Below are 16574 nucleotides of genomic sequence, written 5' to 3'. Positions count from 1 at the left end.
ATAACAATTACAAGGAATAAAAATAAAATTACAGATATGACTTTTGACTTAGATATGATTAAGAAAGTTTACTCTGACTTCGAAAATAGAGTAAACGAAGCAAGAGCATTCATGGGAAGGCCTCTTACTTATTCAGAAAAAATACTTTGTGCGCACCTATATCCCAGCCAGCATAAAGACACATTCAAACGTGGGGAATCTTATGTAGATTTTGCACCAGACCGTGTCGCCATGCAGGATGCAACAGCTCAAATGGCACTCTTGCAGTTTATGCAGGCCGGTAAAAAAAGAGTAGCTGTACCGTCTACCGTCCATTTAGACCACTTGATACAAGCAAGAGTTGGATCTGCAAAAGACCTGATAGAAGCCGAAAACAAAAATAACGAAGTTTATCAGTTTCTTCAATCGGTTTCTAATAAATACGGAATTGGTTTCTGGAAAGCCGGCGCAGGAATCATTCACCAGGTTGTTTTAGAAAATTACGCATTTCCCGGAGGAATGATGATCGGAACAGATTCTCACACGCCAAATGCGGGTGGACTCGGAATGGTCGCCATCGGTGTTGGTGGCGCAGATGCCGTTGATGTGATGGCAGGAATGCCTTGGGAACTAAAATTCCCCAAAATGATTGGTATTAAATTAACCGGAAGACTGAATGGTTGGGCTGCTCCAAAAGACATCATTCTAAAAGTAGCCGGAATCCTTACTGTAAAAGGTGGAACTGGTGCGATTGTAGAATATTTCGGAGAAGGTGCGAATTCATTGTCTTGTACTGGAAAAGGAACGATTTGTAATATGGGCGCAGAAATCGGCGCAACCACTTCTATTTTTGAGTACGACCAAAATATGAGCAAATATCTTCGTTCAACCGACAGAGAAGATTTGGCTGATGCAGCAGATGCAATTGCTCACGTTTTGAAAGCTGACCCAGAAGTTCACGCAGAACCTGAAAAATATTATGACCAGCTTATTGAAATCAATTTAAGTGAACTAGAACCAGCACTGAACGGACCTTTCACACCAGACCTTTACACTCCGATTTCTAAAATGAAAGAAATTGCAGAGAAAAACGGATGGCCTACAAAAATTGAAGTTGGCTTAATTGGTTCTTGTACCAATTCATCATACGAAGATATTGCCAGAGCTGCTTCCGTTGCTAAACAAGCTAAAGATAAAAACCTTGACGTCAAAGCAGAATATACCATTACTCCAGGTTCCGAGCAAGTACGATTTACTGTAGAAAGAGATGGTTTCATTAAAACTTTTGAAGAAATTGGCGGTAAAGTTTTTGCCAATGCCTGCGGACCGTGTATCGGGCAATGGGCTCGTGAAGGTGCAGAAAAGCAGGAGAAAAATACGATTGTACATTCCTTTAACAGAAACTTCTCCAAAAGAGCCGACGGCAACCCGAACACTTACGCCTTTGTAGGTTCTCCGGAATTGGTTACAGCTTTGGCAATTGCTGGAGATTTGAGATTCAACCCTTTAACAGATAAACTTAAAAATAAGGACGGAATCGAAGTTCTTCTTGACGAACCAAGCGGAGATGATTTACCAAGATTAGGATTTGATGTGGACGATCCGGGTTATATTGCGCCGGCGGAAGATGGTTCTAATGTAGAAGTTATTGTTTCGCCAAAATCTGATAGACTTCAGTTATTAGAAGAATTCCCGGCTTGGGATGGACGCAATATTACCGGCGCAAGATTACTCATCAAAGTATACGGAAAATGTACGACTGACCATATTTCTATGGCTGGACCTTGGCTGAAATATCGCGGACACCTTGACAACATTTCCAACAATTTGCTAATTGGCGCTGTGAATGCTTTTAATATGGAAACCAACAAAGTTAAAAATCAATTGGACGGGCAATATAAACCAGTGCCGGATTCTGCAAGACAATACAAGGCAGCACACATCCCAACCATTGTGGTAGGTGATGAAAATTATGGTGAAGGTTCTTCCAGAGAACACGCTGCGATGGAACCAAGACATCTTGGCGTGAGAGCTGTTTTGGTAAAATCTTTTGCCCGTATCCACGAAACAAACCTTAAGAAACAAGGAATGCTGGCCTTGACATTTGACAACAAGGAAGACTATGATAAAATCCAGGAAGATGACATCATTAATTTCCTTGACCTTGACCAATTTGCACCTGACAAACAATTGACTTTGGAATTTGTTCACGCTGATGGAACTAAAGATATTATTAAAGCTAACCATACCTACAATGCTGGACAAATCGAATGGTTTAAAGCTGGTTCTGCTCTTAATCTCATTAAGAAAATGGAAAAACAAGGTTGAAAATTTAACTTTTAATTGCAAAAAAATTCTCACAAAGTTTGTGAGAATTTTTATTTTATGCATTATTGTCTTTTAGCTCAAAATCTGGATTCCAAAACTTCTATTCGGATTTCGGATTCCACATTTCTTTGAACTTTTCTTTTTCATCTTCTGCTCCGCAAAATCGGGATTCAAACTTTTCTTTCCATCGTTTTTTGAATTCTTCCCGCTCTTCTTCACTGCCGCAAAATCTGGATTCGAATTTTTGTTTCCAACCTGCTCGCAAATCATCACGCCCTTCGAAATGATTTCTTCTCCCGAATTTCTTCCCATTAAAACCTCCGAATAAAATTTTCGATAATAACAAAATCCCGAAAGCCTGCCAATAACTAATGGCTTTTACACCTAATATCTCTGGCAAAAGGATATTCCAAAGCCATTGGAAAAACCAAATAAATAATCCCATTGCCGCAATAACAAAAGGGAAAATCAGCCAAAATTTCTTTTTATGTTTTCTCATTTTTTAATTATTTAGATCAGTATACAATTGCTGAAGCCTTTTTCTCAAATGCTTCACCGCATAAGATTTCCTACTGATAATCGTCTTGATATTTTCGCCTTCGTCATCTGCAATCTCCTGCAGCGTTTTATCCTCCAGCTCATTTTGTACATATACCCTTTTCTGTTTTTCCGGTAGCTCGTCCAGCGCTTTCATCAGTTCCTTCCAGAACATATCTTTAAAAACTGCCAGCTCTGGGCTGTTGCTGTCATCGGCCAACAGGATATCTTTCACATTCAGTTCACCATCTTCATCCTGATAAACAAAATCCTCCAGAGACTCTGTTTTCTTTTTCCGATAACTGTCAATTATTTTGTTACGGGTAACCGAGTAGAGCCAGGCGCCTACATTTTCCAGCTCGTCCAGATTGGTTAACCTGCTTGTCTGGAACCAGACTTCCTGAAGAATATCTTCTGCATCCTCTGTCTTTGCCACTTTAGAACTGATAAAGCGCAAGAGCTGGGAACCGTAATTTTTCACGACTTCCGTAATCGATACAGATTTTTTTTCGGCCATTGGCTGTAAAGATAGCGACTCCATACGAATATGACGGCAGAGATGATTCTTTTACCTTAACGGATCAGTAAAAAAAAATAATTTAGGATTTCAGTTTTAGAAAAAAATCAGATTTATAGGTCTCTCCCATTGGGATTTCTATCTCTGATAATAAGGAAATGGTCTTAGGGTTAATTCTGATAATTTTATCCACGTTTACAATAAACGACTTATGTATCCTTGTAAAACGATCAGAAAGCTGTCTCTCTAATGATTTCAAAGTATCCAGTACAATATATTCCTGATTTTCTGTTTTGATGCTGACGTAATCTTTGATACTTTCTACGTAAAGGATTTCATCAAAATTGATTTTATGCTGCTGTCCGGACGACTTTATAAAGAAGTAAGAATTCTGAGAGGTTTCATTCGGAAATCTTTCCTGGGCTTTCAAAGCACTTTTTTGGAAACGATCAAATGTAATCGGTTTCAGAAGATAATCGATGACATTATGCTCATAACCTTCCAAAGCGTATTCTGCATAGGCTGTCGTGAGAATATATTTCATTTTATCACCAACGATCTTCATAAAGTTGATTCCCGTGAGTTCCGACATCTGGATGTCCAGAAAAATCAGGTCTGCTTCATTCTTCCGGATATATTCTAAAGCTTCAATCGGGTTTTCTGTAGAAAAAACCAACTCAAAAAACGGAATTTTCTCAACGTAACTTCCCAGCAAAGAAACCGCGAGCGGTTCATCATCAACGACAATGCATTTAATTCTTTTCATCCTTCAATGATTATTTATATTCTGAAAATAAGACTTTACAATTTCTTTTTTTCAACCACAAAGTCACAAAAGAAATAATTGAAAATAAAGTTATGCAAAAGAAAAAAACGGTTGTTTCTTTTAATGAATATTCAAAAGTCTAACTCTTTTGTGTCTTTTGTGGTTTATACATTCAAATCGATTTTCAAATCTACTGTAAAATCGGTTCCTGTTTCAGTGATGTTCAATTCGTGCTTACCTGGATAAAGGATTTCCAGTCTTTTTTTCACATTTCCGATTCCAATCCCGGAGAGTGAGTCTTTAGACCTTTGTTTTTTGAAGTTTTGAAGATAGAAATTCAAAGTTTTATTTTCATCCGAAATTTTCATAATGAAACCTTTTCCACTGAAATCGCCGTGCTTGAAAGTATTTTCTACAAACGGAACCAGAAGCATCGGCGAAATGTTGAGATCCGGAAAATTGATTTTCTTTTCAATCATTAGCAAATCAGGATTTTTGATTCTGAGTTTTTCCAATTCTATGAGGCTTTCCAGATAGCCGATTTCTTTTTCCAGAGAAATGAAATCCTGTTCTAAATCTTTCGTACTGTATCTTAATAACTGGCTTAATTCCTCAATCGCAGGCAATGCTTTTTCTGAGTTCTGATAAACCAAGGAATAGATATTATTTAAAGTATTAAAAATAAAATGTGGGTTGATTTGCGTCTTCAAAGCCTGAATTTTCGCTTCGTTTCTTTCCTGTTCCAGTTTTTGTTTTTCAGTTTCAATCACGCCAAATTTTTCCAGCAACCACATTATTCCAGCAATAAAAACGTTGATACAGCCGTAGTAAATATTATCAAAAAAGTAATAAAGCAATCCTGTTTCTTCATTATAGTTTCTAAATCCAAAAGTGGCAGGCAGAAGAACTTCTTCCATCAAATATCGCAAAGTCGCAAAACAAAGAATCGACAAGAAAAATGAAAGAATAACTGTATAAATTTTCTCTGGTCTAAAAACTTTCGGAATAATAGCTAAATAACAAATATAGAAAGTAAAAATCCCAGCAAGAAAGAAGGTAATTCTCAAAACTGTACTCTGCAAATCACTTTCTTTAGGAAAAAAGAAAACAGGCGTGATGACAGTTCCAAAAAAGTTGAGACTCCAATAGATAATTTGAAGCCATATGATTTGCTTTTTTTTCATCGTAATTCTTTATGATTAATAATAATTGGTTTATTAGAAGAATAATGCAAATGTATAGAAACCGAGTCAGGATTTTGATTTTCCAGTATCAATCGGCTCTTTTTCGGTAATCTATAATTGAGTTGAGAATTGGCGATGATGGTTTTTGGCATATTCAATTCTGAAATCAAGCTGACATTTTCATTTGAAAGATTTTTAATTTCTAAAGTTGCGGGTGCTTTTAGTTTATCTACAACAATACTATCTCCAGAAGCGATTGTCATTGTTTTCCAAACATCTACCCGATGTGTTCCTACACAAGACATCATTGAAGCCAAAATCAAAATGAGAGTTACTTTTTTCATATTTCAAAAATAAGGATGAGAAGAACATCTGGATTACCCAATTCTATGAACACCCTTTTTTCATCGATGAAAATAGTTTGGTCGAATTAAAACCTCATCAAATCTAAACGCTATTTCATAAGGAAAGTCTTGAAAATACATTTGCATCAAGATTTTACAACGATTAAAATAAACTTATGAAACTAAAATATCTATTTATCACCGGCTTACTTTCAACAGGAATTTTTGCTCAAACTAAAACAGACAGTCTTAAAGAAGTCGAACAAGTTAATATCCTTGTGAAGAAAAAACTTTTGGAAAGAAAAGCTGACAGATTGGTTTTCAATGTAGATGCATCAATCGCTTCTCAAGGAATGGATGCCGGTGAAACTTTGGCGAGTGTTCCAATGCTGAAAGTGGATGAGAATCTCGGAACAATCTCTATCACAGGGAAAAGCAGCGTGAATGTGATGATTAACGGAAAAATGCTGAACCTCTCAGGAACTGCGCTTTTGAATTATTTGAAATCTATCCGTTCAGAAAATATCTCGAAAATTGAAGTGATTACAACGCCGCCTGCAAAATACGAAGCGCAGGGAAACAGCGGGCTCATTAATATTATCTTAAAGAAAAATCCGAACCTCGGTTTCAGTGGAAATATCAGCACTGGTTTGACACAACGAACTTACTTCAACGGAACGACAAACGGAACTTTGAATTACCAAACCGAAAAATTAAGTTTAAGCTTAAAAACAAATTACATCGATGGCGCAAAACGCTCTAACGAAAGATACACAATCCTCGGTGAATCCAAAAATTACAGCGAATCTACGCGAAAAGATATGTGGCAGGATTTGACGCCAAGTTTGAACGCTTCTTACAAAATCAATAAAAATTCAGAAATTGGAATGGAATATATTTTCGGACACGAAAAATCAGGAATGGATATTCTCAACACCACCAGAAATATCAGTTCCGATTTGACAGAAAAAAATCTTTTGACCAATACCTTCCACAGAGAAAAATCCCCGACGCATACTTTCAGTACTTATTATGATTTGAAGCTGGATTCGCTTGGGAAGAAATTGAGCATTACAGGGAATTTTTATAAAAACAAAAATGATACAGAAGTTAATTTTTCAACTTTGACACTTTCGGAAAACTCAATTCAGAATGTGAAAACTCTATCGAAAATCACACCTCAGATTTTTTCTGTTCAAGGCGATTTGGAACTTCCTTATTCATTTGGAACGATTGAAACTGGTGTAAAATTCAATCAGTTCAGAAATTCTGCAGATTTGAAATATCTTGATTTTGAAAATAATCAATTCATCATTGATGATGAGAAAAGCAGCACGTTCAATTATCGTGAGGAGAATTATGCTGCTTATGCAAGTTTTGCGAAAAACTTCGGGGAACATTGGGAGACGAAAGCAGGAATACGGTACGAAAATACGGTTGTAAAAAGCTCTATGAATAATTTCTCTTATGGGCAATGGTTTCCTTCGGCTTTTATTTCTTATAAAGAAGATAAAAACGTATTCAGTTTGTCTTATTCCAGAAGAATCAACCGGCCAAGTATGAGCAACCTGAATCCGTTCCGCTGGTATGAAAACCCGTATTCTTACTCGTCAGGAAATCCTTTGTTGAAGCCTTCTTACATTAATAACTATGAATTGGGTTACACTTATAATAACAAGCTTTCTACAAGCATCTATTATTTAAAACTAAACAATGCTTTTGGACAAGTTGCTTATTTGGACGGAATTTCTCAAACCGGTGATTATCAGAATTATTATGACAATAATTTTTACGGCGCCAATGTTTCTTACACAGACACTTTTTTCAAATTCTGGGAATCCAATATTACAATAAATGCATCTTATCAAAATTCTGAAGTTTTCAACATCAATGCAGAAACGAGTGAAGGAACTTCATTCAGCTATTCCATCAACAACACATTTATTTTAAATAAAACAAAAACCGTTGCTCTGTTCCTGAATTACGACCAAATGTTGCCCTACAAAAACGTCAACTCTTATTATCATAATTTCTCTGAACTGAATTCTGGAATCAAGGTTTCTCTAATGGAAAAGCAACTTCAAATCAACGCAACAGTGACGAATATTTTTGCGCAGAGATTCCGTGGAGATATGTATTTCAATGATAACAGCCAGCATTTTAATAATTATTGGGATGGGAGAAGCTTCCGTTTGAGCGCGAATTATACTTTCGGAAACAAGAAAAAACAAATCAACAAAAAGCAGATTAATTTCGAAGAAAAAGATAGAGCGCAATAATTTGATGTAACAAATGCGGTTTTGTGATGTCTAATTGTTTATAAACTAATCTATGAAGATAAAATCTACTCTTGCAATATCTGTTTTATTTTTAAGTCAAATTTACTTTGCTCAGGAAACTCCTAAAAAAGAAACAGACAACAAGGAAAAACAAATTGAGACAGTAACCATTACCAAAACGAAGAAAGCCGTTGAACAAAAGGCGGACAGAACGATTTTCGACTTTTCTGAACAACCCAATCTCAACTCCGGAACATTGATGGAAGGCTTGAAAAAACTTCCCGGTTTGGTTTCAACAGATATTGCCGGAATGATGTATCAGGGAAAATTGCTGGATGTTTTCATGGATGGACGACCACTGAATATCTCCAGCAACGAGCTGACTGCTTTTCTCGATGGAATGCCCGCAAATTCTATAGAAAGAATAGAAATCATCACGCAACCTGGCGCAGAATTTCCGGCAACTTCCGGCGGCGCTATTCTTAATATCATTACCAGCAAAAACGCAAAAAGCTATCTTACTGCAACTTATAGCGGAAGCTATGCGTTTACCAATTATGACAAATTCCGAAACAGAACTGTGAACAGTCTCAGTCTGAATGCCAGAAACAAATACTTTGGTTGGCAAGTTAATTTTGGACAAAACTATCGGGAAAGTGCGCAATGGAGCACGATGGATGATTTCTCAAAAACCATTACAGATAGAATTGGAAGAGGCTATTTTGCCAATGCCGCAATGACTTTTGATTTGGGAGAAGATCGTTTGCTTTTAAACTATGAATTTAATAAAAATAATAATGACAACGCCATTTCCAGCAATGGTTTTGGCTTGGTTAACAATATTCTTACGCCAATTAATTCCGAGGATTTTGCCAATACATTAGTCAACAGAAATGAAGCAACTATTACTTATCAAAAACGCTTTGATGACAAAAACAAAAAGCTGGATTTCCAATTGAATTACAATAATTACAATACAGATTTTGCTCAAAAAAGCTTCATCAATCCTGTTAACAATATTGCCAATGCTTCCAATCAAAATGTTTACAGCTTCAAGGTGGATTTTTCCCAGCCTTTGAAAATTTTGGACGAAGGTAAAATAAGTGTTGGAGGCCTATATGAAAAACTGAGTTTTGACACCGATAATAAAATCATTACAAATTTAGATTATCAAAGGCAAACTTCTTCTATGTACGCAGAATTGCAATCTAAGCTAAAGAAATTCGATTTCATTCTAGGAGCCAGAGCAGAGAACTATGACATCAGCGGAATTACGAGAATTTGGCAAAATAATGCTGTTGTAGAAAAAAATCTTGTTCCGTTCAATCAATTCCGGATTTTCCCGAATGCAAGCGTGCAATATAATTTCATGAAAAATGTCTATTTTGGTTTGAATTATAACAAGAAAATTAACCTTCCAAACATTTCTTTCCTCAATCCAAACAATACGATTTTCAATAATCAAAACATTAACTATAGTGGAAATCCATATTTGCAACCTACCATTTTTGATAACTTCGAGGTCAAAATTTCGGCTTTTGATTATGCCTTTTTTAGCTACAGCATCAGCTATTCCGACAACAATATTGCGCAACAAGTGGGTAGAAAAGACCTGTTGATTACAAACACCAATATCAACATCCCAAAAATGAGAATCCACAGCTTCAATGCGGGAATTCCGGTTCCTTTTATGGTTTTTACCAAAAGTCTGAAAGAGATGCTGAAGTTTGATTTTAATCCGGATAAAATTAATTTTCTGTATTTATACACCAATTATCAAAAACACGAAATTCCGGATCTGGACAACAAAGGATTCTGGGTTTTTGGAGGAATGGCACAGATTATTTTGCCAAAAGACATCAAATTCACAGCCAATTACCGCCATATTACCAAAGGAAATTATTTCTATTTTGAAGCCATCAAACCTTTCAATCAATCTTTTGATATTAATCTGACTAAAAAATTCATGAATGATCGTCTTACGGTTTCGCTTTATGCAGATGATATTTTCAATCAGAATAAGAATTATTTCAACTCTGTTCCGCCAAACGATTTGAGTCCTGTACTTTTATCAAGCAAAAACGACACCCGAAAATTCGGAATTTCTTTCAATTATAAAATTCCGACCAAAAATAAATTAGCCAAAGTGAACCCGAATCTTATCAAGAACAATAACACGTCTGATTCTAGTGGAGGAATTATAACTCCTTAGATAAGAATTTAAATTAAAAAAAGCCGAAAGATTGATTTCCTTCGGCTTTTTGTTTTATTCTTCACAAGCTCTCCAAACCGCATCATTCTGAGGAACTGGAGCTGTTATTTGAATATTTTCTTTAGTGACAGGATGTAGAAATTCTAATTTTCTGGCGTGAAGGGAAATTCCTCCATCTTGGTTAGAACGCTGACTTCCGTATTTCAAATCACCTTTGATTGGAACTCCAATTTTAGAAAGTTGCGCTCTGATCTGATGATGTCTTCCTGTTTCCAAATCCACTTCCAGCAAAAGATAATTTTCCAAAGTCTTGATTAGACTGTAAGTCAATATAGATTCTTTTGCACCTTCTGTAGCTTTTGGAAAGACAATCGCTTTGTTATTTTTCTCATTTTTTTTAAGGTAATGAACCAATCTTTGAGAATTGGGAATCATTTCTTTCCCAACAACTGCCCAATAGGTTTTTTTGATTTCGCGATTTTTCACCATTTGGGTTAATCGTGAAAGCGCTTTAGACGTTTTTGCATAGATCACCAGTCCGGAAGTTGGCCTGTCTATCCTATGTACTAAACCAAGGAAAACATTCCCAGGTTTGTTATCTCTTTTTTTGATAAAATTTTTGACAGATTCCAGCAGAGACTCATCTCCGGTTTTGTCACCTTGGACGAGTTGCCCGGCTTTTTTGTTAACCACCAGCATGTGGTTGTCTTCATAAACGATCTGATCTTCCGAAAAATCCTGAAGCATAATCTTAATTTCTTTGAATTCTTTGTCTGTTAAACACCGAAATAATAACGCCTGCAAAAAGACCTATTGTTTTAATCTTTGCCAATGGAGAATCTATCGGTAAAAACGAACCAACAATACACAATCCGGCAGCGACATACATCAGATAAACAAACTTTTTGTTGAGAAAAGCTTGCGCCTGAAATACGAAACTAAGACCTATAAGAATGTAAAATAAACGGTTATATAGTAAGTCCGTAATCTCTGGGGAGAATATATTGATCCAGCCTACTGCAAGGCAAATGAGTGCCAGCACAGACAAAACACCTTGTATGGTTTGAGAATTTTTCATTTTGTGAATTTACGGTTTAATTTGCTTAAAAAGCCATTTCGGAATTCGATCTACCAATTCGGCAGAGAGAATATTGTTGTGGTATTTGTCTTTAAATTCCCAAATAACAACTTTGCCTTTTGGTTTCATCTCATCAAAAAATTTAAAATTACTTTGAGGGAAATTATCGGTATCCAAACTTCCGTGGACAATCCAAATAGGCATTTGGAGAAGCGAATCCATCTTATCAAACTGAGAAATACCCGATATATTGATTGCTGCCGCAAACAAATCCGGCCTTTTGGATATCGCATTGGAGGTTGTTGCGCCTCCCATAGAGAATCCCATGACGTAGATTCTGTTCGGATCAATATTTTCATTAATGATTAAAGAATCTACCGATTTCAAAACTAAATCAAGATACTCATTAGATTGAGAAACCTTTACATTTCTTGATTCGTCAAGATGATAATTTGACGAGCGGACAGGGAATTGCGGAGATAAAACATAAACAGGATACTTTTCCCTATTTTCCTGAAGAAGCCACATTTTGGACAATAGACCCATTTGAGCAGTATTATTGGTTCCTACTGCACCTGAACCATGGAACACTAAGATCAATGGATATTTTTTGTCCTGTTCGATTTTCTTCGGTTTCAGAAAACGATAATTCAGATCCACATTTCCATTTTTAAATTTACCAGCTTTGAAATCAGAATAGTCCAGGCTTTTGATATATCTGATTCTAGCTAAAGATTGCAGAGAATCGGCTTTGTCTCGGAATTCCGTCCTTATTCCATATTTCATTTTCTGCGAAGTACAAGAAAACAGAAATAGGATTCCGGATAACAGCAATGAAACTTTGAGCAACTTCAATATTGATAGTATTTTAAATAAAACCCTTTCAGAGTTCGAGTTCTGAAAGGGCTAATTTTATTTTGAATTAATTTTAATAACTCTCCTTGTCATTAGGAAAATCTGAACTTTTTACATCTTTCACATATTGTGATACCGCACCTGTTATTTCAGAATACAAATCCAGATACCTTCTCAGAAATTTTGGAGAAAAACCCTGATTCATCCCGACCATATCGTGATAAACCAAAACCTGACCATCACAGTCCGGCCCCGCACCAATCCCGATAGTTGGGATCGAGATACTTTCGGAGGCCTTTTTTGCCAGCGCTGCAGGAATTTTTTCCAAAACTACAGCAAAGCAGCCTAACTCTTCTAGCAGCTGACAGTCCGCAATCAATTTTTCTGCCTCAGCTTCTTCTTTTGCCCGAACTTTGTAGGTTCCGAACTGATAAATACTTTGTGGTGTCAAACCAAGATGCCCGCAAACAGGAATCCCAGCATTCACGATCTTTCTGATAGATTCTTCAATCTCCTTCCCACCTTCGATTTTAACGGCATGAGCACCGCCCTCTTTCATCATTCTGACCGCAGATTCCAGCGCTTTTTCCGGATTGCTCTGATAAGTCCCGAAAGGTAGATCCGCGACAACCAAAGCCCGGTCTACACCACGAACCACGCATTGTGTATGATAAATCATCTGGTCCAGCGTGATGGGCAAAGTTGTTTCGAAACCGGCCATTACATTGGCCGCAGAGTCGCCAATAAGAATAGCATCTACACCGCCCGCATCTACCATTTTCGCCGTTGTAAAATCGTAAGCTGTGAGCATGGTGATTTTTTCCTTATCGAATTTCATTTTTCGTAAGGTCTCTGTCGTAATTTTTTTTATTTCTGAATGTACAGACATGATTTTGAATGATGAATTATAGTAATTAATGGTGGAAAAGATGAAAATGATTTAAGTAAAGATTTTGAATGACAAAGTGCTATCAATTATCATTCATCTCTTACCATTTATATAACCACGTGTCCTAATTTGATTAATTTTTCTCTGTTGAGGATCTTGATATTTCTGCCTTCCACAACAATCATATCATCTTGTTTGAATTCCGAGATAAGGCGGATGGCGCTTTCCGTAGCCGTCCCGATTAGGTTGGCAATTTCTTCCCTTGTCAAAGATATTTTGATAAAACCTTCTGGGTCGATTCCTAATTTTTGTTCAAGCAAAATCAGGATCTCGGCCAATCTTTCCCTCACTGTTTTCTGTGCAAGAAAGGTAACCGTATTGGCTGATTCTCCCAACTCATAAGCAATCTTTTGCAACATGGCATAAGACAGTTTAGGATCAACTTCCAGCAGATGCAGAAAAATATCAGCCGGTAAAAACTGAACTTTCATTGATGTCATGGCTTCTGCCTTAGCCTGGAAATTTTCACCACACAGCAAAGAACGGTAACCAATAAGATCTTTGTCTTTACAAAACCTAAGGATCTGATCTTTACCATATACTCCGGATTTAGACAATTTGGCAGTTCCTTTTTCTATATAATAAACGCCTTTTGGCGACTCACCGTCTTCAAAAACGATATCACCTTTTGCGAATTCAAGATTTTTAAGGGCTTTTTTATAAGATTCAAAGTCCTCCGCAGACAAGCTGCTGCGCAAGGATTCTTTGTTAAAAGCTTTTGAGAAGTTTTCTTCTATAACCAATTGCTGTTCAAGAGACATATCTATGACATTTATCAGCAAAAATAAGACTTTTTAACACGACCGACAAAGATTTTTGGCGTAATTTTGTCATCCAAATATCTGAGAATTTTTTAATGGCAGAACAATGCTTTCACTGCGGTCAGAAAATCGATAAAGAGCGTATTCTTTTTGACGACAAAGTCTTTTGTTGCAACGGATGCCAATCTGTTTACGAAATCCTGAACGTCCATAATCTCGATAATTTTTATAAAATCAATAAAAATTCCGGTGTAAGGCCAAGTGACGACAACACGACACAGTTTGAGTATCTTGACACACCTGAAATCTCTTCCAAAATTGTAGACTTTTCTGAGGGCGGAACAACACTCGTCACATTCAAAATACCTGTTATCCACTGCTCATCCTGCATCTGGCTATTGGAAAGCCTGCATAATATCAATAAAAGCATTAAGTATTCTCAGGTCAATTTTACCAGAAAAACCCTTCAGGTTTCTTTTAAAGATGAAGAACTTAAGCTTAGCGAACTCGCAAAATTCCTGACCAATCTTGGTTACAAACCGGTGATTAACCTGGAAACCGCTGATAAAAAACATGATAATCTCGATAAAAGCCTTCTTGTAAAACTGGCTGTGGCAGGTTTTGCATTTGGTAACGGGATGTTCTTCAGCTTCCCCGAATACATCTCCGGTAACGATGTCTGGCTGCATTCTTACAAGAATCTGTTCCGGCTCATCATGTTCCTTCTGGCCACGCCGGTGGTATTTTATTCCGCGTCTGACTATTACAAATCGGCATGGTATGGCCTGAAAAACAAAATCGTCAATATTGATGTGCCCATTGTTTTAGGAATTTTTGTACTGTACGGCAGAAGCGTCTACGAAGTGGTGACTGATTACGGCCCTGGCTACTTTGACACCCTTTGCGGGCTGCTTTTCTTTATGTTACTGGGGAAAACTTTTCAGAAAAGAACATACAACTCACTGTCGTATGACAGAGATTACAAATCTTTTTACCCGATTGCCGTTACCAAAGTTGATTTTGATGGCAAACAGGAGAATATCCTGCTTTCGGAATTAGCTGTTGGAGACAGGATCATGGTAAGGAACCAGGAGATCATCCCGGTAGATGCTATTCTTATAAAAGGGGAAGGCAACATAGATAACAGTTTTATTACCGGCGAGTCTGCTTATATTACAAAAAAACCAGGCGACAAAATATTCGCCGGAGGCAAACAGTCAGGATCTGTACTGGAGCTGGAAGTTATCAAAAGTGTTGACCAGAGTTACCTGACGCAACTCTGGAACAAAGAGGCATTCAAAAAATTTGAAAACGGCCTGGATACCATGACAAACACGATCAGTAAGTATTTTACGTTTGTTGTATTGGGGATTACATTGGTTGCCGGGATCTACTGGTCCAGGATTGATATGGAAAAAATGTTCCAAGTGGTCTCAGCTATACTGATTGTTGCTTGCCCTTGCGCGCTGGCACTCTCTGCACCATTTACCTTTGGGCATATTATGAGGATACTGGGCAGAAACAAGTTTTATGTAAAAGACACTTTAACCATCGAGAGGCTTGCCAAGGTTGATACCCTTGTATTTGACAAGACCGGCACCATCACAGAAAATAAAAAAACCAACATCCATTTTGTTGGTAATGAGATAACGGATTTTGACCTGAAGAATATTAAGTCCCTGCTCAAAAACTCGAACCATCCACTATCAAAATCGCTTTATGATTTTCTTGAGATGAATGACGACTATTTTGACATAACTGATTTTGAAGAAATATCAGGCAAAGGCTATCAGGCAAAAGTACGAAGCAGCAACTACAAGATCGGATCTGCGAGTTTCACCGGACAGAAGGCCTTAAATCTTGAAACAGCAGTGTACATTAGTAAAGACAATGCCTTTTTGGGGAAATTTGTTTTCAAAAATGAATACCGAGAAAATCTTTCTCAACTTTTCAAAAACCTTAAACATTACAAAATCAATATCCTAAGTGGTGACAATGCCTCGGAGCAGCCTATTCTGGAAAAACTGATTCCCACAGCTTCTGCAATGAAGTTTAACCAAAATCCGGAAAATAAACTGGATTTTATCAAAGAATTACAGGATAAAGGCGAGAAAGTAGCCATGCTGGGTGATGGCCTTAATGATGCCGGAGCCTTAAAACAAAGCAATGTTGGAATAGCCATTGCAGACGACAGCAACACTTTTACCCCAGCCTCTGATGTCATTATGACCGGCGACAAAATCCCGGAACTGGATAAATATCTTAAGCTGTCCAAAGACGCCATCAGGATTGTAAAAATCACTTTTGTGATCAGTCTCTGCTACAATGTTATTGGTATTGGATTTGCAGTATCGGGAAAAATGCACCCATTGTTCGCCGCTATCTTTATGCCTATTAGTTCCATTACCGTGGTTACATTTACTACACTATCAACATGGATTAGGAGTTCGAAATATTTTAAAATAAACCTCTAATAATTTTATTTAGAGTCATTATAAATTATCCTAAATTACTCCCTTCTGACCAAAGTCAGTAATTTTAACTAAATTTGGGAACTCTTTTTAACGTAAATTTGTACCACAAATGGAGATCCTATATTTAATGATTGTCTGCAGCGTTTCACTCGCTGTTATATTCTTGGTAATTTTTATTATTGGAGCAAGAAAAGGACAGTTTGAAGATGATGAATCGCCTGCAGTGCGGATTCTGTTTGATGACGAGGTTAAAGATGAGGAGAAAGAGATCACTCCAGAAAAAGATAATAAAGAATAATTGCTATTTGTAG

Annotated in this window: 15 protein-coding genes; 5 read left to right on the top strand and 10 right to left on the bottom strand. The window is 37.0% G+C overall.

Features of this window, described 5'->3' with window-relative positions:
- The first annotated feature begins 36 nt into the window (after nucleotides 1-36).
- A complete protein-coding gene (locus B0B05_RS02560) occupies nucleotides 37-2307 on the top strand; it encodes an aconitate hydratase (protein ID WP_076781939.1) in 2271 nt (756 codons plus the stop codon).
- Between the two features lie 100 nt (nucleotides 2308-2407).
- Here B0B05_RS02560 and B0B05_RS02555 read toward each other — a convergent pair whose 3' ends face one another.
- The 5 genes from B0B05_RS02555 to B0B05_RS02535 all read right to left on the bottom strand — a co-directional run bounded on the left by B0B05_RS02555 (nucleotide 2408) and on the right by B0B05_RS02535 (nucleotide 5655).
- A complete protein-coding gene (locus B0B05_RS02555; RefSeq protein WP_076781938.1) occupies nucleotides 2408-2806 on the bottom strand; it encodes a hypothetical protein in 399 nt (132 codons plus the stop codon).
- 3 nt (nucleotides 2807-2809) lie between these two features.
- Nucleotides 2810-3361, bottom strand: a complete 552-nt coding sequence (locus B0B05_RS02550; protein ID WP_245799176.1) for an RNA polymerase sigma factor — start codon at nucleotides 3359-3361, stop codon at nucleotides 2810-2812.
- Between the two features lie 82 nt (nucleotides 3362-3443).
- Entirely contained in the window at nucleotides 3444-4127 is a 684-nt protein-coding gene (locus B0B05_RS02545) for a LytR/AlgR family response regulator transcription factor (protein WP_076781936.1), read from the bottom strand.
- Nucleotides 4128-4291: 164 nt separating this feature from the next.
- The gene (locus B0B05_RS02540) at nucleotides 4292-5311 is read right to left on the bottom strand and encodes a sensor histidine kinase (protein WP_076781935.1); all 1020 of its coding nucleotides are present in this window, start codon (nucleotides 5309-5311) and stop codon (nucleotides 4292-4294) included.
- On the bottom strand, nucleotides 5308-5655 hold the full coding sequence (locus B0B05_RS02535; RefSeq protein ID WP_076781934.1) for a hypothetical protein: 348 nt from the start codon (nucleotides 5653-5655) through the stop codon (nucleotides 5308-5310). Before B0B05_RS02535 ends, B0B05_RS02540 begins: the two co-directional genes overlap by 4 nt.
- A 176-nt stretch (nucleotides 5656-5831) precedes the next feature.
- Between B0B05_RS02535 and B0B05_RS02530 the strand changes: the two genes are divergently transcribed.
- On the top strand, nucleotides 5832-7934 hold the full coding sequence (locus tag B0B05_RS02530; RefSeq protein WP_076781933.1) for a TonB-dependent receptor domain-containing protein: 2103 nt from the start codon (nucleotides 5832-5834) through the stop codon (nucleotides 7932-7934).
- A gap of 52 nt (nucleotides 7935-7986) precedes the next feature.
- Nucleotides 7987-10146, top strand: a complete 2160-nt coding sequence (locus B0B05_RS02525; protein WP_076781932.1) for an outer membrane beta-barrel protein — start codon at nucleotides 7987-7989, stop codon at nucleotides 10144-10146.
- Nucleotides 10147-10200: 54 nt separating this feature from the next.
- On the opposite strand, the gene B0B05_RS02520 is transcribed toward B0B05_RS02525, so the two are convergent.
- The 5 genes from B0B05_RS02520 to B0B05_RS02500 form a co-directional block, all read right to left on the bottom strand.
- On the bottom strand, nucleotides 10201-10893 hold the full coding sequence (locus B0B05_RS02520; protein WP_076781931.1) for an RluA family pseudouridine synthase: 693 nt from the start codon (nucleotides 10891-10893) through the stop codon (nucleotides 10201-10203).
- A gap of 4 nt (nucleotides 10894-10897) precedes the next feature.
- On the bottom strand, nucleotides 10898-11224 hold the full coding sequence (locus B0B05_RS02515) for a hypothetical protein (protein ID WP_076781930.1): 327 nt from the start codon (nucleotides 11222-11224) through the stop codon (nucleotides 10898-10900).
- Between the two features lie 9 nt (nucleotides 11225-11233).
- Entirely contained in the window at nucleotides 11234-12010 is a 777-nt protein-coding gene (locus tag B0B05_RS02510; protein ID WP_076781929.1) for a carboxylesterase family protein, read from the bottom strand.
- A gap of 142 nt (nucleotides 12011-12152) precedes the next feature.
- On the bottom strand, nucleotides 12153-12968 hold the full coding sequence (panB, locus tag B0B05_RS02505; RefSeq protein ID WP_076781928.1) for a 3-methyl-2-oxobutanoate hydroxymethyltransferase: 816 nt from the start codon (nucleotides 12966-12968) through the stop codon (nucleotides 12153-12155).
- A 107-nt stretch (nucleotides 12969-13075) separates the two neighbouring features.
- Nucleotides 13076-13789, bottom strand: coding sequence for a Crp/Fnr family transcriptional regulator (locus B0B05_RS02500; RefSeq protein WP_076781927.1), 714 nt, complete (start codon nucleotides 13787-13789; stop codon nucleotides 13076-13078).
- Nucleotides 13790-13884: 95 nt separating this feature from the next.
- Between B0B05_RS02500 and B0B05_RS02495 the strand changes: the two genes are divergently transcribed.
- On the top strand, nucleotides 13885-16263 hold the full coding sequence (locus tag B0B05_RS02495; RefSeq protein WP_076781926.1) for a heavy metal translocating P-type ATPase: 2379 nt from the start codon (nucleotides 13885-13887) through the stop codon (nucleotides 16261-16263).
- Nucleotides 16264-16372: 109 nt separating this feature from the next.
- Nucleotides 16373-16561, top strand: coding sequence for a cbb3-type cytochrome oxidase assembly protein CcoS (gene ccoS, locus B0B05_RS02490; protein ID WP_076781925.1), 189 nt, complete (start codon nucleotides 16373-16375; stop codon nucleotides 16559-16561).
- The last annotated feature ends 13 nt before the right edge of the window (nucleotides 16562-16574 follow it).

The organism is Epilithonimonas bovis DSM 19482 (genome assembly GCF_900108115.1).
In the GTDB taxonomy this organism is placed as follows: Bacteria; Bacteroidota; Bacteroidia; order Flavobacteriales; family Weeksellaceae; genus Epilithonimonas; species Epilithonimonas bovis.
This window is presented reverse-complemented; position numbering and strand designations above follow the sequence as displayed.